The 17,481-nt window shown below is 66.8% G+C and carries 14 protein-coding genes; 9 read left to right on the top strand and 5 right to left on the bottom strand.

Annotated features, from left to right (window positions below):
* Positions 1-16: 16 nt before the first annotated feature.
* The 5 genes from VJ673_RS19665 to VJ673_RS19645 all read right to left on the bottom strand — a co-directional run bounded on the left by VJ673_RS19665 (position 17) and on the right by VJ673_RS19645 (position 5,297).
* Entirely contained in the window at positions 17-1,210 is a 1,194-nt protein-coding gene (locus VJ673_RS19665) for an OmpP1/FadL family transporter (RefSeq protein WP_324127863.1), read from the bottom strand.
* A gap of 31 nt (positions 1,211-1,241) precedes the next feature.
* Positions 1,242-2,510 (bottom strand): styrene monooxygenase/indole monooxygenase family protein, encoded by a 1,269-nt coding sequence (locus VJ673_RS19660; protein ID WP_324127862.1) that lies wholly within the window; start codon positions 2,508-2,510, stop codon positions 1,242-1,244.
* A 56-nt stretch (positions 2,511-2,566) separates the two neighbouring features.
* Entirely contained in the window at positions 2,567-3,355 is a 789-nt protein-coding gene (locus tag VJ673_RS19655) for an SDR family oxidoreductase (protein ID WP_324127861.1), read from the bottom strand.
* A 224-nt stretch (positions 3,356-3,579) separates the two neighbouring features.
* A complete protein-coding gene (locus tag VJ673_RS19650; RefSeq protein ID WP_324127860.1) occupies positions 3,580-4,503 on the bottom strand; it encodes an AraC family transcriptional regulator in 924 nt (307 codons plus the stop codon).
* Between the two features lie 281 nt (positions 4,504-4,784).
* On the bottom strand, positions 4,785-5,297 hold the full coding sequence (locus tag VJ673_RS19645) for a MarR family winged helix-turn-helix transcriptional regulator (protein ID WP_324127859.1): 513 nt from the start codon (positions 5,295-5,297) through the stop codon (positions 4,785-4,787).
* 403 nt (positions 5,298-5,700) lie between these two features.
* Between VJ673_RS19645 and VJ673_RS19640 the strand changes: the two genes are divergently transcribed.
* From VJ673_RS19640 to VJ673_RS19600, 9 genes are all read left to right on the top strand, one after another.
* The gene (locus VJ673_RS19640; protein ID WP_324127858.1) at positions 5,701-7,896 is read left to right on the top strand and encodes an indolepyruvate ferredoxin oxidoreductase subunit alpha; all 2,196 of its coding nucleotides are present in this window, start codon (positions 5,701-5,703) and stop codon (positions 7,894-7,896) included.
* A gap of 14 nt (positions 7,897-7,910) precedes the next feature.
* The gene (locus VJ673_RS19635) at positions 7,911-9,497 is read left to right on the top strand and encodes an indolepyruvate oxidoreductase subunit beta family protein (protein WP_324127857.1); all 1,587 of its coding nucleotides are present in this window, start codon (positions 7,911-7,913) and stop codon (positions 9,495-9,497) included.
* Positions 9,498-9,541: 44 nt separating this feature from the next.
* Positions 9,542-10,519: a PDR/VanB family oxidoreductase gene (locus tag VJ673_RS19630; RefSeq protein ID WP_324127856.1), complete on the top strand. Its 978-nt coding sequence runs from the start codon at positions 9,542-9,544 to the stop codon at positions 10,517-10,519.
* 18 nt (positions 10,520-10,537) lie between these two features.
* Positions 10,538-11,851, top strand: a complete 1,314-nt coding sequence (locus tag VJ673_RS19625) for an aromatic ring-hydroxylating dioxygenase subunit alpha (protein ID WP_324127855.1) — start codon at positions 10,538-10,540, stop codon at positions 11,849-11,851.
* A gap of 180 nt (positions 11,852-12,031) precedes the next feature.
* Positions 12,032-12,514: an aromatic-ring-hydroxylating dioxygenase subunit beta gene (locus tag VJ673_RS19620; protein ID WP_324127854.1), complete on the top strand. Its 483-nt coding sequence runs from the start codon at positions 12,032-12,034 to the stop codon at positions 12,512-12,514.
* A 13-nt stretch (positions 12,515-12,527) separates the two neighbouring features.
* On the top strand, positions 12,528-14,174 hold the full coding sequence (locus VJ673_RS19615; RefSeq protein ID WP_324127853.1) for an AMP-binding protein: 1,647 nt from the start codon (positions 12,528-12,530) through the stop codon (positions 14,172-14,174).
* Positions 14,171-15,364: a thiolase family protein gene (locus VJ673_RS19610; protein ID WP_324127852.1), complete on the top strand. Its 1,194-nt coding sequence runs from the start codon at positions 14,171-14,173 to the stop codon at positions 15,362-15,364. The genes VJ673_RS19615 and VJ673_RS19610 overlap by 4 nt, the downstream gene beginning before the upstream one ends.
* Positions 15,361-16,629 (top strand): SDR family NAD(P)-dependent oxidoreductase, encoded by a 1,269-nt coding sequence (locus VJ673_RS19605; protein WP_324127851.1) that lies wholly within the window; start codon positions 15,361-15,363, stop codon positions 16,627-16,629. Before VJ673_RS19610 ends, VJ673_RS19605 begins: the two co-directional genes overlap by 4 nt.
* A 50-nt stretch (positions 16,630-16,679) precedes the next feature.
* Positions 16,680-17,477, top strand: coding sequence for a cyclase family protein (locus VJ673_RS19600; protein ID WP_324127850.1), 798 nt, complete (start codon positions 16,680-16,682; stop codon positions 17,475-17,477).
* Positions 17,478-17,481 lie beyond the last annotated feature (4 nt).

Below are 17,481 nucleotides of genomic sequence, written 5' to 3'. Positions count from 1 at the left end.
CTTCTGAAGGGCCGCCTTAGAAGCGGATGCCCAGGCTTGCCGACAGCCAGTGCTGGCCCATGTAGGGATCGGTGATGCCATCCGGCGCGGGGCCGCTGCCGTCGACCCGCTCCTTCAGGGACTTCGCGTAGGCGAACGAGAGTTCCTTGTCCTTGGCGAGCAACCAGCTCGCACCCACGGTGTAGTGGCGGCGATTGGCGGACGGCGCGAGCACGCCGAGGAAGGTGTCGCGACGGTCGAGGATCTGCGTGCCGTGGCTGTACCCCGCGCGCAGCGTTAGGGCTTCGTTGAGCGCGTACGCGACGCCGACGCGCCACACGGTCTGATCCTTCCAGCCGAAGCCCGGCGTCTTGCCCGGCTGCACCTGCGTGACGCCGTCGTTGCCGAGGGCAGGGACGTCGCTCCAGTTGATCCGCAGCACGTCGGCGCCGAGGGTCAGCGGGCCGCTGCGGTAACCGATGCCGACGCCGTAATGCTCGGGCACATTCAGGTCGCCCTTGCCCGGCAGCAGACCGTCGAATTCGTTCATGCGCCCCATGTCGATCTTGCTCGACCAGGTGGCGCCGAGGCTCAGCGCAGGGGTGATCTGCCCGATCCAGCCCAGCGTCATGCCCGCACCGGTCGATTCGTCGGTGCCCTGCGGCAGGCCGAGTCCGGCAGGGCCGCCGATGCTCAGCTTCTGGCGCGCCAGCAGCAGTCCGAGGCCGACCGAGTGCACGTCGTTCAGCCGGTGCGCCAGGCTCGTCGTGATGACCATCTGCTTGAGCTCGGAGCGCGGACCTGCGATGCCGCCGATGTTGGCGTCGTTGTCGTAGTCGGTACCGACGCCGTTGCCGACGACCGACACGCCGAGCGAGGTGTCGTCGCGCAGCATGTAGTTGTAGCCCAATTGCGGGATCAGGTAGAGGCTGCGGTCGTGGCTGCCGTCGTAATCGACGCCGGCGAAACGGGCGCCGTTGTCGACCTTCAAGAGCGCTGCGCCGAGGTCGAGACGCGCACCGACCGCGACCATGCCGGCCGGGTTGTTCGCGCCGACGAGCGCGTCCTGCGGCAGCGCGATCGAGACGCCGCCCATGCCTTCGGCCTTGACGCCATAGCCGTGCGGGAAGGTGCCTTGGGTTGCCAGGGCGGGGATCGCGACCGAGATCGTGCCCAGTGCCGCGACGCATTTTGCTGCTTTCTTTTTTGCAGCGTGTCTTGTCGTTTTCATCCTGCTCTCTCCGTTCGGGGTACTGCGGCGCTCAGGCCGCGACGCTCAGCTCGGCGGCGATCAGCTCTTCGGCGCGCGCCTCGTCGAACCAGTACTCGGCGAAGTCGCGGGGATCGTTGAACCCGTTGGCGATGCGGTAGGCGAGCGAGGGCGACTGCTGGGCGGCCGCGAGCAGCTTCACGATGTAGGCCGGAGGCGGGAAAAGCAGGCTGTTGGTCCAGCGGACGACCTTTTCGGCGTAGCCGTCGTAGAGCGTGTCGAAGGTCCGGTTCATCCAGGCTTCGTCGAAGCCGCCGCGGCCGCGCGCGAGGATCGCGTCGAAGTAGTGCTTGGCGCTCTTCGTCGCGTTGTTCGAGCCCTGGCCGGTGATCGGGTCGTTGACGAGGATGGCATCGCCCAGACCCATCACCTTGCGGCCGGACGGCAGGGTCAACACCGCATTGCGGACGGTCGGCGTGATGCGGCCGGCGATGAGGCCGTTCGCGTCGGTGAGCTGGCAGTCGCGGCTGCGCTCGTATTCCCAGGGGACGAAGGTCCGGAGGATCTCCAGGCTCTTCTCGAGATGCTGCTCGGGCGTCTTCACGTCGCCCCAGCAGTCCATCGGGCCGCCAGGCACGCCTTCGAAGACCATGATGTCGCAGGCCTGGGTGTCCGAGCTACCCTGGGTGGTTAGCGCCGGGAACACGAAGTACTCTCCGACGCCAGGGATCAGGTTGAAGTTGATGCTTTCCTGGCGGTCGTGGCGCTTCATCCCGGTAACGTAGGTCAGCGCGAGCTGGCGCATCGGCTGGCGCACCGGCGAGCGCGCGTCGTTGCGACCGAAGAGATTGACGATCTCGCCCTTGCCGCCTGCGAGCAGGACCAGTTCGTGGCGCGCCGCGAGCGCTTCGAGCTCGGGGATATCGACATTCTCGATGCGCAATTCGCCGCCGCGCCGCTCGAACTCCTTCATCCAGCCAGGCATCTTCACGCGCTGGTCGATGGACTGGCCGCAGGCGTAGAGGCTCGCGTTCCAGTCGACGGCCGGCCGGCCGGCCGGGCCGGGAATGGAGAGATTCACGCCGGTGACTTTCGGACAGGCGGCTTCCCACTGCGCCATCTTCCAGCCGCGCTCGATCTGCAGCGCAGGATCGAACATGAACTGCGAGGAGAGCACCTTGCCACTCCAGACCTCTTGGGCCGTCCGATTGGTGACGAGCGTCACCTCGTAGCCCTGGTCGAGCAGCGCCGTCCCGAGCAGCAGCCCGGCCTGTCCCGCGCCGACGATGGCAATGCTGCGGCCGCCATTATTGTTTGTCATGCGTGTCTCCTTTGGTTTGGGTAGCTTTTGAAAGCGTTGTTGTTATCGAGGCCGGATCAGCCGGTCAGGCGCGGAATCGCGGGCGTCGCCGCCTCCGGCCCGAGCGCGCCGTAACCGCCGTCGCAGGCGTACTCGGCGCCGGTCACGAAGCTGGCGTTCTCGGAAAGCAGGAAGGTGACGACCTGGGCGACTTCCTCGGGCAGGCCGAGCCGGCCGAGGATGTGGTAGTCGGCGGCGACGCGGTCGGCCTTTGCCTTGTCGTTGCCGGAGAGCGCGGCGATGGCCGAGGACCAGGTCCAGCCCGGTGCAACCGCATTGACGCGGATGCGGTCGGCGGCAAGGTCGAGCGCCGCGTTGCGGGTGAGCTGGACGATCGCGGCCTTGCCGACGGGATAGAGCCAGCGGCCGGTTTGTGCCGCGGCCGCCGAGATCGACGAGAAATTAACGACCGCCCCGCCGCCGCGCCGGACCATCTCGGGGCGGCAGGCCTGGATCATCATCGCGGCGCCGACGACATTCACGTCGAGCGAGGCCAGCCACTCCGCCCGGCTCGACGCGCCGCCGTTATCGACGTAGCTGCACGCGCAATTGACGAGGAAATCGACGCCGCCGAAGCGCTCGACCGCCGCCGCGACACAGGCCGTGATCTGCGCGTCGTCGGTGATGTCGGTCGCCTGGAAGAGCGCCGCCGGCCCCAGCTCCCGCCCGACCTTCCGGCCGGTTTCGGCGTTGATGTCGGCGATGACGACCTTCGCCCCGCGCTGGACGAGGTCCGCCGCAACGGCCTCGCCGATCATGGTTGCCCCGCCGGTGATGACGGCAACCTTCCCTTCGATGCCTTTCATGTCTCGCTCCGTTGTGTGTGCAGCAACGGGCTCAGTTTCGCGATCGGAGGGATCCAGCTCTATCCGGAATCCGCGCTCGTCGTATCCGAAAAACGCGGAGTTCAAATGCGGACGAAAAAGACGGCTTCAGGTTGACGACGACGCGGCTCCGCCGCTGACGGAACGCCGAAAGCGATGGGACGATCCTGACGAGGATCGACGAGGATCTATTTGCTGGAGGTCCGTCAGGCGGACAGAACGGCTGACCGCGCGGTATCCGAAGGCGACTCGCCGATGCGTTCCCGGTAGTAGGCCGAGAAGCGTCCGAGGTGGTTGAAGCCGTGACGGAAGGCGATTTCGGTGATCGTTTCGGGCGAGCCCGCGAGGGCGTTCGCAACGATGGCCGAGCGGGCCTGGTCGAGACGTTTGCCGCGGAGGTAGAGCATCGGCGTCGTGCCGTAATGCTTGCGGAAGCCCTCTTCCAGAGCGCGCACGCTGAGGTGGGCGTGCTGGGCGATATCGGCGACGGTGACCAGCGCGCTACAGTCGATGTAGTCGAGCGCGCGCTGCAGTTGGCGGGAATGTGCCGGCAGGGCCGGCTTCAGCAGTCGTTCCGAATAGTTGTGCGGCTGCTGGTAGATGAGGCCGCGGATCAGGCAGTCCTCCAGCGAACTCACCGCCGGGCGGAAGCGCAGCCAGTCGATGCCGTTCTCGTCGATGTTGCGCGCGAGATCCTTGAGCATCGTGCACCACGCGCTCGTCATCCCGGCGCTCTGCCGCAACTCGACGTCGAAGCGCAGCGGCTGCTTCGGCGCTTCGCCCAGGATCTCGGTCAACCGCCGTTCGATCGAGCGCCGCGGGATCCACAACAGCAGCTGCCCGGATTCGCCGCTCCAGCGCATCCGGATCCGCTCGTCGGGATTCAGGATCACGGCCGAGCACGGATTGGACTCGACCGATTCATTGCCGGATGTCACCAGCGCGGAGCCCGTGAGCGGCAACTGGACCAAGTAAAAGCGGTCGAGGCTCCCGGGCAGGATCATTACGTCGGACCCGTAGGTCAGGTAGTTGAGTGCCGTTTCGCCCAGCTTCACCAGATTGTGGACGGTATGGAGCGGCTGCCTCGTGTCGAGCGGCTCCAGCTCGTGCGGGCAAAAGACGCGGGACACCTCCGCCCTCACCTGCTCGCGATCCGTCGAACGGAATAGCGGAAACGCGCTCAGCAACTCCCGCGAGGAAGGCGGGGCGGCTTGCGACGGGTTCACATGCACCATGGCGATGCTCTGTCTCACATTGGGGTGGGACCCATGTCTTCTATGGACATTTCCGGTCTTATCATTTTCTGCTCGGGTACTTACGAGCCTCGGATTCTCTTGGCGGAATCCTGTATTACCGTTTTACTTTATATCTAAACTTTTCCTTCAGCAACCATAACACGCAACACCGGAATTCAAACGCGTGAGTCCTTTTCGTCCGTCACGCCCTGCGCAGGGTGCAAGGCCAGCAGGTCCTTCAGCATCGTGATGAGCATGCGGGCGTTGTCTTGCCCGAAGGGCTCCAGCACCGCTTCCTGATGACGCCTCGCGCGCTCGCGCAGCGCCTCGGTGACGCGGTGGCCTTTGGCGGTGATGCGTACGACCGTCTGGCGGCGGTCCTTCAGCGCACCGGTGCGCGCGACGAGGCCCTCGGCCTCCATGCGCTGGACCACCTTGGAGAGGGTCGGCTGCTTGGTAAGCGTGAGTTCGCTGAGCACGCCGATGCTCTCGCCCGTGCTGCCCTCGAGACTCGCTAGGACCCGCCACTCGGTGATCGAGAGTCCTGTGGCTTCGACCTCGCGATGAAACTCCCGCGAAATACGGCTGCTCGCCTGGGCCAGCAAGTAAGCAAGGTAGTTATCGACGAACCGCACCGGCGCCTCTTCTCCGCTCTCGTCAAAGCTGTCCTGTGCCGAATCCTCACTCACGTCCGATCTCTCCGAGAAACCCAATAGGTGGTGGTTTCACGATAAGTGCGTCTGGCGCATGGCGCAACGGCTGCGGGTCAAGGCGGCCTTTTCCAGCCGCGACGCTACCTCTGACGTGGTGCATTGCATCAATAAGATGCGTTGCAAGAAGCTGATTTTACGCATATAAAAACATAATCCATGAAATTTCATATTTCTTCTTGACAGGAGAATCGTTCATACATAAAGTTTTCTCAACGAGACGACGTGCGATCGACGAGCCCGATCAAGAAGGCAACGCATCGCGCGATGACGCTCCGGACAACAGGAGACGCATCAATGCATCACCCCCAACAAGAGTCCTCGCGCAGTCGTGCGAGGAGCAAGGCTGCAGGCTCGCTCCGCTCGACCGAGGCGGTGCGCCATGGCTGAGCGATCGTTCAAGAAAGAGGTCCAGCAGCTGCGGATCCCCGCCGGCGAAGAGTTCCGCGGCGAGGGCATCCTCGCGATCACCAAGGCGCTGCTGCAGTCGGGTGTAGGCTATGTCGGCGGCTACCAGGGCTCGCCGATCTCGCATCTGATGGACGTGCTCGCGGACGCGAAGGAGATCCTCGAGGAGCTCGACGTCCATTTCGAGACCAGCGCTTCGGAAGCGTCCGCCGCGGCGATGCTGGCGGCGTCGGTGATGTACCCGATCCGCGGCGCGGTGACGTGGAAGTCGACGGTCGGCACCAACGTCGCCTCGGACGCGCTCGCGAACCTCGCCTCGGGCGGGGTCACGGGCGGTGCGCTGGTGATCATCGGCGAGGATTACGGCGAAGGCTCCTCGATCATGCAGGAGCGCTCGCACGCCTTCGCAATGAAATCGCAGATGTGGCTGCTCGATCCTCGGCCGAACCTGGAGTCGATCGTGAAGTCGGTCGAGGACGGGTTCGAGTTGTCGGAAGCGAGCAATACGCCGGTGATGCTGCAGGTGCGCATCCGCTCCTGCCACGTGCACGGTCGCTTCGTCACGAAGGAAAACCGTCGGCCGCGCTACACGCTCAAGGAGGCGCTCGCGAACCCGCGGCGCGACACGAGCCGCATCGTGCTGCCACCGGCGTCCTTCCAGCACGAGCACGAGAAGATCGAGCGGCGCTGGCCCGCAGCGGTCGAGTTCATCCGCGAACGCAAGCTCAACGAGGTCTTCGACGGCGATTTCGAAGAGGTTGGGCTGATCCTGCAAGGCGGGCTCTACAACGGCGTGATCCGTGCGCTGCAGTTGCTCGGGCTCGCCGACAGTTTCGGCAACAGCCGCATCCCGCTCTACGTGATGAACGTCACCTACCCGGTGATCGACGAGGAAGTGGTCGCGTTCTGCCAGGGCAAGCGCGCGGTGCTCATGCTCGAGGAAGGCCAGCCCGACTACATCGAGCAGAACCTGCACGCGATCCTGCGGAAGAACCGCGTCGACACGCTCCTGTCCGGCAAGGACGTGCTACCGATGGCCGGCGAATACTCGACCGCGGCGATGAAGGCGGGCATCGAGGCTTTCCTGAAGGCGCAGTTGCCGGAAGCGCTCGCGACCCACGCGCCGGTCGCGGTCGACGAGGCGGCCACCACGGCCGCTGCGAAACCGAAAGCCGCCGCGGTGCCGATCACCTTCCACCCCAAGGTCAAGGCGCTCGCGGAGGTCGTGCCGCCGCGTCCGGCCGGCTTCTGCACGGGCTGCCCGGAACGGCCGATCTTTGCCGCGATGAAGCTCGCGCAACAGGACCTCGGCGAACACCACGTCTCGTGCGACATCGGCTGTCACCTCTTCTCGATCCTGCCGCCGTTCAATCTTGGCGCGACGACGATGGGCTACGGCTTGGGCGCGGCGTCGAGTTCGGCCTTCAACGTGAAGTCCGGCAAGCGCTCGATCTCGGTGATGGGCGACGGCGGCTTCTGGCACAACGGGCTCACGTCAGGCATCGCCAACGCGGTGTTCAACAAGAACGACGGCGTGATCGTCATCGTCGACAACTACTACTCGTCGGCGACCGGCGGCCAGGACATCCTCTCCTCGCGCGCCGACAACCCCGACCGCGCGACGAAAAACCCGATCGAGGCCGCGATCCGCGGCGCGGGCGTGAAGTGGGTGCGCACGATCGACCGTACCTACGACGTCGCTCGCGTGCGCGACACGCTCGAAGAGGCGCTGACGACGACGACCGACGGCCCCAAAGTCATCATCGCCCAGTCCGAGTGCATGCTGAACCGCCAGCGCCGCGAGAAGCCGCTCTTCGCGCAGAAGGTCAAGGCGGGCGAGCGGGCGGTGAAGGAGCGCTTCGGCGTCGATCCGGATGTGTGCACGGGCGACCACGCCTGCATCCGCTTGTCCGGCTGCCCGTCGCTCTCCGTCAAGGACAGCGGCGATCCGCTGAAGGAAGACCCGGTCGCGCACGTCGACAACAGCTGCGTCGGCTGCGGCAACTGCGGTGAAGTCGCCGAAGCCGCGGTGTTGTGCCCGTCCTTCTATCGCGCCGACATCATCCACAACCCGAGCGGCACCGACCGTTTTCTCGCCAAAGTGCGCGGCGCAGTGATCGGCTGGCTGCAGCGGCGGCGTGCCGCGCGCCTCGCTCGTTTCGCCCTGTGAGAGAGCAAGCCGACATGAACCAGACCCTTCTTCACCCGGGCACCCCCATCAAGATCGCCGTCCTCGCGATGGGCGGCCAGGGCGGCGGTGTGCTCGCCGACTGGATCGTCGAGCTGGCCGAGCACGCCGGCTGGTGGGCGCAGACCACCTCGGTGCCGGGCGTCGCCCAGCGCACCGGGGCGACGATCTACTACCTCGAACTGCTGCCGGAGTCGGCCGCCGCGGCGGCGGGCCGGCCGCCGATCCTCGCGATGATGCCCACGCCCGGCGACATCGACCTGGTGGTGGCCGCCGAGCTGATGGAAGCGGGTCGCGCGATGCAGCGCGGTCTCGTGACGCCCGAGCGCAGCACCCTGATCACCTCGACGCACCGCAGTTACTCGGTGACCGAGAAGGCCGCACTCGGCAATGGCATCGGCGACCCGAACACGGTGCTCGACGCGGGCCGCGAGGCGGCGAAGCGGCTGATCGCCCTCGACCTGCAGGCCTTGGCAGAGCAGGCCGGCAGCGTGATCTCGGCGAGCCTCTTCGGCGCGATCGCCGGATCGGGCGCGCTGCCTTTCGGTCGCGAGGCTTTCGAGGCAACGATCCGCGGCGGCAGCAAGGGGGTGGAGCCCAGCCTGCGCGCCTTCGCGCTCGGCTTCGAGGCCGCCGCCCAGGCGCCAGCTGTGCCCGCGGCGATCGACACGCGCCGTCCGTCGGTGACGGTGCCCGACCACGCCGCGCATCCTGAGGTGCAGCGGCTGCTCGGGAAGATCAAGGCGGAGTTTCCGCCCGTCACCCATGGCCTGCTGGTCGCCGGCGTGCGGCGCCTGATCGACTACCAGGACGTCGCCTACGCCGCCGAATACGTGCAGAAATGCGCCGAGCTGCGTGCCCTCGACGAACGCCATGGCGGCACCATGAAAGGATGGGCGCTGACCCAGGCCGCCGCCCACCGCCTCGCGGTCGCGATGAGCTACGACGACGTGATCCGGGTCGCCGATCTCAAGACCCGCGGCAGCCGCTTCGCTCGCGTGCGCGAGGAGGTTGGCGCCAAGGCGGACCAGCTCGTCTACACGACGGAGTTCATGCATCCGCGGCTCGAGGAAATCTGCGGCACGCTGCCGGCCGGGCTCGGCCGTTGGCTGGAACACTCGAAGACGATCGGCGGTTTCGTCAAACGCAAGATGGAGCACGGCCGCCGGGTGCAAAGCGGCACGCTGACGTGGTTCCTCGCACTCTACACCGTGGCCGGCCTGCGCCGCTTCCGCCGCAGTCTCCTGCGCCACGAGATCGAAACCGCGCAGCAGCGCGAATGGCTCGGACGCGTCGTGCGCCTTGCCGAGACCGGCGACTACGACCTCGCCGTCGAAATACTGCACTGCCGCCGCATCGTCAAGGGCTACAGCGGCACGCACGATCGCGGCGACAAGCGCTTCGCGGCGCTGATGCAGGCCGCGGACGAGCTCGCCGGCCGGGCACAGGCGGCCGCCACACTGCACAAGCTGCTCGAAGCGGCGATGGCCGACGAGCAGGGCCGCGAACTCGATGCCCAGCTCGCGATGCTGCTCCGGCACCACGCGGCCGGCAGTCCGCCGATGGCTCGCCAAGCTGCCTGATCCGCGAAGACGGACGCAACACGACAAAAATGGAGGAGACGAAAATGCCGGAACTGGAACTCACGATCACCGCGATCACGGCGGAAACGCCGCTGATCCGCAGCCTTCACCTGCGGGCACCGGGCGGAAGTGGACTCCCTGCCTTCACCCCCGGCGCCCACCTGCAGGTGAGCATTCCCGGCCTCGCCGATCCGCGCTGCTATTCGCTCGTCTCCTTCGACCCGGATGCAGCCGCCTTCGACGCGCCCCTCGCCTATCGCCTCGGCATCCGCCTTGAGGATGGCAGCCGCGGCGGCTCGCGCCATATGCACCAACTTGCCGTGGGCGATACCGTCCGGGTGGCGGGCCCAAAGAACGATTTCCCCCTGCACGCTGCCGAGCCGGGCGAGCGCCCCATCGTGCTCGTCGCCGGCGGCATCGGCATCACGCCGATCGCGGCGATGGCGGCTTCGCTGCAGGCGGCCGGCCGTCCCTACGTGCTGCATTACAGCGGCCGCAGCCGCGAGCAGCTCGCCTACGTCGATGAGCTGTCGGCGCTCGCCGGCGACGCGCTTTTCGTGCATGCCGACGACGATGCCGCCAGCCGCCTCGACATCAGCTCCCTCCTCGACGGTCTCGACCCGGCCCAGCACCTCTATGTGTGCGGTCCCAAGGGAATGATCGACGCCGTGATCGAAGGCGCCCGGACGCGCGGCTGGCCACCCGAACGCGTGCATTTCGAACTCTTCGCCACCGCAGCGCCGATCGCGGGTGATCAGGCTTTCGAAGTGACGCTCGCGCAATCCGGAAAGGTGCTCACCATCCCGGCCGACAAGACCATCCTCGACGTGCTGGAGGCCGAAGGCTGCGACCCGATGTACGACTGCAAGCGCGGCGAATGCGGCGTGTGCACGTGCGCGGTGCTGGAAGGCGTGCCGGAGCACCGCGACTACTTCCTGTCCGACGCCGAGAAGGCGGGCGGCAAGTTGATCCAGATCTGCATCTCGCGGGCGAAATCGCCGCGTCTGGTGCTCGATCTCTAAACAAGAAGGGGGACAGCAATGAGCCAATACCGCGGCAATCCGGACGCTATCCGTGCGCTCGTGCGCGACACCGAGGTGCACAAGGACACCTACATCGACCAGGAGCTCTTCGAGCTGGAGATGGAGCACCTGTTCGCCAACACCTGGGTGTATGTCGGCCATGCGAGCCAGGTCCCGAACAAGGGCGACTACTACACGACGACCGTCGGCACCGAGCCGGTGGTGATGGTGCGCCACAGCGATGACAGCGTCCGCGTGCTCTACAACCGCTGTCCGCACAAGGGCGTGAAGGTCGCGGGCGAGGGCTGCGGCAACACCGGGAAGTTCTTCCGCTGCCCCTATCACGCCTGGACCTTCAAGACCGACGGCAGCCTGCTCGCGATCCCGCTGAAGAAGGGCTACGAGAACACCGGCTTCGAAAGCTGCGAGGCGCGTGAGGGCATGGCCCCGGTGCGCAACGTCAAGGTCTACCGCGACTTCGTGTTCTGCCGGCTGAACCCGGGCGGCCCGAGCTTCGAGGAGTACTTCGGCCAGTCGCTCTCCACCATCGACAACATGGTCGATCGCTCGCCCGAGGGCAGACTCGAAGTCGCCGGCGGCGTGCTGCGCTACATGCACAACTGCAACTGGAAGATGCTGGTCGATAACCAGACCGACACCTGCCACCCGATGGTCGCCCACGAATCCTCCGCCGGCACTGCGGTACGCGTCTGGAACGAGGCGCCGGAAGGCACGCCCAAGCCGATGGCGGTCGAACTCTTCGCCCCCTTCATGTCGCCCTATGAATTCTTCGAAGGCATGGGCATCCGCGTGTGGGAGAACGGCCACGGCCACACTGGCGTGAGCAACTCGATCCACGCCGCCTACTCCGCCGTCCCCGGCTACTGGGACCAGATGGTCGCCGCCTACGGCGAAGACCGCGCCCACCAGATCCTCAACGACGTCCGCCACAACACGGTGTACTGGCCGAACATCATGATCAAGGGACCGATCCAGACCCTGCGCCTGTTCAAGCCGATCGCCGTCGACAAGACCCTGGTCGAGTCCTGGACCTTCCGCCTCGTCGGCGCGCCGGACATGCTGCTGGAGCGCACCACCATGTACAACCGCCTGATCAATGCACCCACGTCGGTGGTCGGCCATGACGACCTCGAAGTGTACGAGCGTGCGCAGGAAGGCCTGCATTCCCGCGGCCGCGACTGGATCAACATCGGCCGTCTCTACGACCCGGCCGAAAAGGATCGCAAGAACGTCGTGACCAACGGCACCAACGAGATGCAGATGCGCGCCCAGTTCCGCGCATGGCTCCAGTACATGACCGAAAGCATCTAGGAAGTGGACGAGGCAAGGGATGGGTGCGGCGTTTGTGGAGCCGGGCGAGGACTGTCTGAGCCCGAAGGGCGAGTTCCGCAGCCCGACGGAACAAACGCCGCACCCGTCCCGATCTCCCGCACCGCCTTCGACCGACTCCGACTGAGCGACGCCCGCCGACACGCGCACAAGGACAATACGATGACCCCGATCACCGCCCAGACCCTCACGGACTTCGTCTACGCCGAAGCCCGCATGCTCGATGAACAGCGTTTCGACGACTGGCTCGACCTCTTCACCGACGACGCCTACTACTGGATGCCGCTCGCGCACGACCAGCAGGATCCCCGGCTCCACACCTCGCTGCTGTACGAAGACAAACTGCTGCTGCGCGTACGCATCGAACGCCTCGCCGGCCAGCGCACCTTCTCGCAACAACCCAAGAGCCGCTGCCACCACCTGCTGCAGGCGCCGACCATCGAATCCAGCGATCCGGCCAAGGGCGAGCACGTGGTCCGCACCGCCTTCCACTACGTCGAAACCCGGCAGGACAAGCAGACGCTCTACGTCGGCTGGACCACGCATCACCTCGTCGAGGCCGACGGCGCCCTCAAGATCCGCCTCAAGCGCGTCGATCTCGTGAACTGCGATGCGGCCTTCGGCAACATCCAGCTCTTCATGTAAGCCGGAGAACGCCTTGGCAAACACCGTCCACCAGGCCTTCTCCCTCGCCGCGGAGCGCTGGGCGAAGCAGCCCTTCCTCGGCATCCTGCCGGAGACATCCGAAATCTACGGCATCGCCGCCGGCGAACTGCGCTACGCCGACGCCGCCGAACGCATCGAATCGCTGCGCGCCGCCTACGCCGCCGCCGGCTATGGCCACGGTCACCGGGTCGGCCTGCTGCTCGAAAACCGCCCGGCCTTCTTCCTGCACTGGTTCGCACTCAACGCGCTCGGTGTCTCGGTCGTGCCGATCAACCCCGACCTGCGCGCCGCCGAGCTCGAATACCTGATCGGCCACTCGGAGATCGCCCTCGCCGTCGCACTGCCGCAGCGCCACGCGGATCTGCTCGCCGCCGCCGATGCGGCCCGGCGCCCGTTCAAAGTGATGGCAGCCGAGGACGCGCCGCCGCCCGCCGCCTTCCCGGCACCGCTCGGGGACACCGCGCCGCACGAACTCACAGAGTGCGCGCTGCTCTACACCTCGGGCACCACCGGCCGGCCCAAGGGCTGCATCCTGCCGAACCGCTACTTCCTGCACGCCGGCCACTGGTACGCCACCGTCGGCGGGCTCGCGACGCTGCAACCCGGCAAGGAACGCATGATCACGCCGCTGCCGCTCGTGCACATGAACGCGATGGCCTACTCGGCGATGGCGATGGTGATGACGGGCGGCTGCCTGATCCCGCTCGATCGTTTCCACCCGAAGAGCTGGTGGGCGAGCGTGCGCGAGTCGCGCGCGACGGTCGTCCATTACCTCGGCGTGATGCCGGCCATGCTGATGAAGGCCGAGCCCAACCCCGCAGACCGCGATCACTGCGTGCGTTTCGGCTTCGGTGCGGGCGTGGATCGCACCCTGCACGGCGCGTTCGAGCAACGCTTCGGCTTCCCGCTGCTGGAAGCCTGGGCGATGACCGAGACCGGGGCCGGCGCGGTGATCATCGCGAACCGGGAGCCGCGCCAGATCGGCACGTCCTGCTTCGGCAAGGAAGGAGAAGACGTGCAGGTGCGCATCGTCAAGGATGACGGCGCAGGCAAGGTCAATGAGGCCGGCCCCGACGAACAGGGCGAGTTGCTCGTGCGTCACGCGGGCGACGACCCGCGCTACGGTTTTCTCGCGGGCTACCTGAAGGATGAGGCCGCGACCGACGAAGCCTGGGCGGGCGGCTGGTTCCACACCGGCGACATCGTGCGCCGCGACGCCGACGGCTACCTGCACTTCGTCGACCGCAAGAAGAACGTCATCCGCCGCAGCGGCGAGAACATCGCCGCGGTGGAAGTCGAGGCCGAGCTGCAGCAGCATCCGCTGGTGAAGTCGGTCGCCGTCGCGGCCGTGCCTGACGCGGTGCGCGGCGACGAGGTGATGGCACTCGTCGTCCCGCACGAGCCCCCCGCCGACCACGGCGCGATGGAAGCGGCCGCGGCCGAGCTCGTCGCCTGGACGCTGTCGCGGCTCGCGTACTACAAGGCGCCCGGCTACGTCGCCTTCGTCGAGGCGCTGCCGCTCACGACGACCAACAAGATCCAGCGCGGCGAGTTGAAGACCCTCGCCCCGACGCTCGTCGGCGGCCCGGCCTGCGTGAACACCTGCGCGATGAAGAAACGCCAGGGGGAATCCAAGTGAGCCTCACCCTCCCCCCGCGCCCCCGGCTCGGCTACGACGGCGTCGTGGCTGCGGTGCCGGTCACGATCCCCTACGTGCGCTACTCGACCCACAGCGCACACTGGTGGCTCGGTCGCGCGCTGGCCGAACTGATCCGCGGCGCCGGCCTCGCCAAGAGCGATGTCGACGGTGTCTGCGTCTCCAGCTTCACCCTCGGGCCGGACACTGCGGTCGGCCTCATGCAGCATCTGGGCATGAGTCCGCGCTGGCTCGACCACATACCGATGGGCGGCGCCTCCGGTGTCGTCGCGCTGCGCCGGGCCGCGCGCGCCGTGCAGGCGGGCGACGCGGAGATCGTCGCCTGCATCGCCGGCGACACCAACCACGTGGATTCCTTCCGCAACACGGTCAGCCAGTTCTCGCGCTTTGCGCAGGACGCGGTCTATCCCTACGGCGCGGGCGGCCCCAACGCGAGCTTCGCGCTGCTCACCGACCACTACATGCATCAGTACGGTGCCACGCGCGAGGACTTCGGCAAGCTCTGCGTCGCCCAGCGCGACAACGCGCTGAAGAACCCGCACGCGCTGATGAAGAAGCCGCTGACGCTGGCCCAGTACCTGGAAGCGCGGCCGATCACCGACCCGATCCATCTCTTCGACTGTGTAATGCCCTGCGCGGGCGCCGAAGGCTATCTTGTCATGACGGAAGAGCGCGCCCGCGCGCTGAAGCTGCCCATGGTGCGCATCCGCTCGACGATCGAGCGCCACAACGCCTTCCCCGAAGATCCGATCCAGTTCCGCGGCGGCTGGGCGATGGACCGCGACGCGCTGTACGAGCACGCCGGCGTGGCGCCCGCCGACGTCGACTTCGTCGAGACCTACGACGACTACCCGGTGATCAACATGCTGCAGTTCGAGGACCTCGGCTTCTGCGCCAAGGGCGAAGGGCCCACCTTCGTGCGCGAACATCGCTTCACCATTGACGGGTCGTTTCCCTTCAACACCTCGGGCGGCCAGCTGTCGGTCGGCCAGGCGGGGGCGGCCGGCGGCTATCTCGGGCTGGTGCAGGCGCTACGCCAGCTCACCGGCCGCGCGGGCGACACCCAGGTACAAGGCGCCCGCATCGGCCTGGTCTCCGGCTTCGGCATGATCAACTACGACCGCGGCCTGTGCTCGGGCGCGGCGGTCCTCGAACGGGGAGATGTGCGATGACCGAGCCGCTCGCCAAACCGAAAAAAAAGAACCCCGTCCAGCGGACCCGGCTCGCCACCCTGCCGCCGGGGCCGCGCAGCCGCGCCGCACTCGGCCTCACGCGCGCCGCAGCCGAAGGCGTGTTCGAGCTGCAGGTGTGCGCCGACTGCAACGCGGTCCAGTACCCGCCGCGCGAGGTCTGCGGCAGCTGTTTGTCGGAACGACTCGACTGGAAGCCCGTAGACAACCACGGCGAACTGATCGCAACGACGACCTTGCGCCACAGCAACGACCTCTACTTCCGCGAACGCCTGCCCTGGCGCGTCGGCACCGTGAAGATGAACGCCGGCCCCTCGGTGGTCGCCCACGTGCATGAGGACTGCAGCGAACCGGGCGAAGGCGACGTCCGCGTGCGCCTCGCGCTCAAACTCGACCGCAGCGGCCAGGCGGTGCTGCACGCGCTTCCCGAAAAGGACACCCCGAACATGAATGATTCCCCGCAGCTGCGCGAATCCACCTGCGATCCGGAATTCCGCCGCGTGCTGGTCACCGACGGCAAGTCGGCCGTCGGCATGGGGGTGGCCAAGGCGATGCTGGAGGCTGGCGCCAGCACGGTCTTCCTCTGCGATTCCTCGACCTGGAAGACGGTGCCGGCCTTCGACGCCCTGGTTGCATCCGACGAACGCATCCAGGCCGTCGAACTCGACGTCACCGACACCGACTCCGTCGACCGCCTCGCGGCCTCGATTGGCGGCAAGGTCGACATCCTCGTGAATACCGCGGCTCACATGCGCGACGGCGGCATCGTCGGCCGCAAGGACATCAACCTCGCCCGCGACGCGATGGAGGTGAACGTGCTCGGGCTGATGCGCCTCGCCCAGGCCTTCGGTCCCGGCATGAGCTTTCGCGCTGCGGACGGCACGAATAACGCCGTCGCCTGGGTGAACGTCTTGTCGATCCACGCCTTCGCCGCCCTGCCCGAGCGCGGCGCCTGGTCGGCCTCGATAGCGGCGGCGCTGTCGGCGTCCCAGACCTTGCGCGCCGAACTGCGCGGCGCCGGTGTGCGCGTGATGAACGTCTTTCCCGGCCCCATCGACGAGGAATGGGAACAGCTCACCCCGCCGCCCAAGCTCGCGCCCTCCGCAGTGGCGAAGGCCATCGTCAAAGGCCTGCAGGAGGGCCTGGAGGACGTCTATGTTGGCGACATCGCGGAAGAACTCCGCGCCCGCCTGCGCGAGAACCGCAAGGCCGTCGAGCGCGAGTTGGGTGACTCAGTTGGCAACTGAGTGGACACCTGAGTCGGCCAGTAACTCCCCCCCCCCGGAGAACAAAGAACATGACCAACCCCATCCCGAATCCCATCCTGAGCCAATTCCTCGCCGAACTGCTGTCGGGCCGACTGAAACTGGTCGACCTCACGCAGACGCTGACCCCGGAATTCCCGATCATCCAGCTCCCGCCCGAGTTCGGCCAGCCCTGGCCCTTCCGCATCGAGGAAATCTCCCGCTATGACGAGCGCGGCCCAGCGTGGTACTGGAACAACTTCTCGATGTCCGAGCACACCGGCACCCACTTCGACGCGCCGATCCATTGGGTGAGCGGCAAGGACCTGCCGGACAACGCCGTCGATTCGCTGCCGATCGAGCACTGCATCGCCGCCGCCTGCGTGATCGACGTGTCGCAGGAAGCCGCCGCCAACCCGGACTTCCTGCTGACGATCGAGCACGTCAAGGCCTGGGAAGACAAGCATGGCAGCATCCCCGAGCGCTCGTGGGTGCTGCTGCGCACCGACTGGTCGAAGCGGACCACGCCGAAGGAATATCTCAACATGGCGGCGGACGGGGCTCACTCGCCCGGACCGGACGCCGAGGTCGTGCCCTGGCTGATCCGCGAGCGCAAGGTGCACGGCTTCGGCACCGAATCGATCGGCACCGATGCCGGCCAGGCGCATCACCTGAACCCGCCCTACCCCTGCCACTACTACATGCACGGCAACAGCCGCTACGGCCTGCAGTGCCTCACCAATCTCGACCAACTGCCGGCCCAGGGGGCCGTGATCTTCGCCGCGCCGCTGAAGATCCGCAACGGTTCAGGCAGCCCCTTGCGCGTGCTCGCGCTGACCCCCGCGCAGTAGGAGC

Origin of the sequence: Aromatoleum sp. (assembly GCF_035254505.1) — a bacterium.
GTDB lineage: Bacteria > Pseudomonadota > Gammaproteobacteria > Burkholderiales > Rhodocyclaceae > Aromatoleum.
The sequence above is the reverse complement of the archived record's forward strand: the minus strand, read 5'-3'. Positions and strand labels throughout refer to the sequence as shown.

What these genes read in the sequence shown, in the direction of transcription:
- VJ673_RS19665 (WP_324127863.1), bottom strand. Translation starts at nt 1,210, where the DNA reads ATGAAAACGACAAGACACGCTGCAAAAAAGAAAGCAGCAAAATGCGTC.
- VJ673_RS19660 (WP_324127862.1), bottom strand. Translation starts at nt 2,510, where the DNA reads ATGACAAACAATAATGGCGGCCGCAGCATTGCCATCGTCGGCGCGGGA.
- VJ673_RS19655 (WP_324127861.1), bottom strand. Translation starts at nt 3,355, where the DNA reads ATGAAAGGCATCGAAGGGAAGGTTGCCGTCATCACCGGCGGGGCAACC.
- VJ673_RS19640 (WP_324127858.1), top strand. Translation starts at nt 5,701, where the DNA reads ATGGCTGAGCGATCGTTCAAGAAAGAGGTCCAGCAGCTGCGGATCCCC.
- VJ673_RS19635 (WP_324127857.1), top strand. Translation starts at nt 7,911, where the DNA reads ATGAACCAGACCCTTCTTCACCCGGGCACCCCCATCAAGATCGCCGTC.
- VJ673_RS19630 (WP_324127856.1), top strand. Translation starts at nt 9,542, where the DNA reads ATGCCGGAACTGGAACTCACGATCACCGCGATCACGGCGGAAACGCCG.
- VJ673_RS19625 (WP_324127855.1), top strand. Translation starts at nt 10,538, where the DNA reads ATGAGCCAATACCGCGGCAATCCGGACGCTATCCGTGCGCTCGTGCGC.
- VJ673_RS19620 (WP_324127854.1), top strand. Translation starts at nt 12,032, where the DNA reads ATGACCCCGATCACCGCCCAGACCCTCACGGACTTCGTCTACGCCGAA.
- VJ673_RS19605 (WP_324127851.1), top strand. Translation starts at nt 15,361, where the DNA reads ATGACCGAGCCGCTCGCCAAACCGAAAAAAAAGAACCCCGTCCAGCGG.
- VJ673_RS19600 (WP_324127850.1), top strand. Translation starts at nt 16,680, where the DNA reads ATGACCAACCCCATCCCGAATCCCATCCTGAGCCAATTCCTCGCCGAA.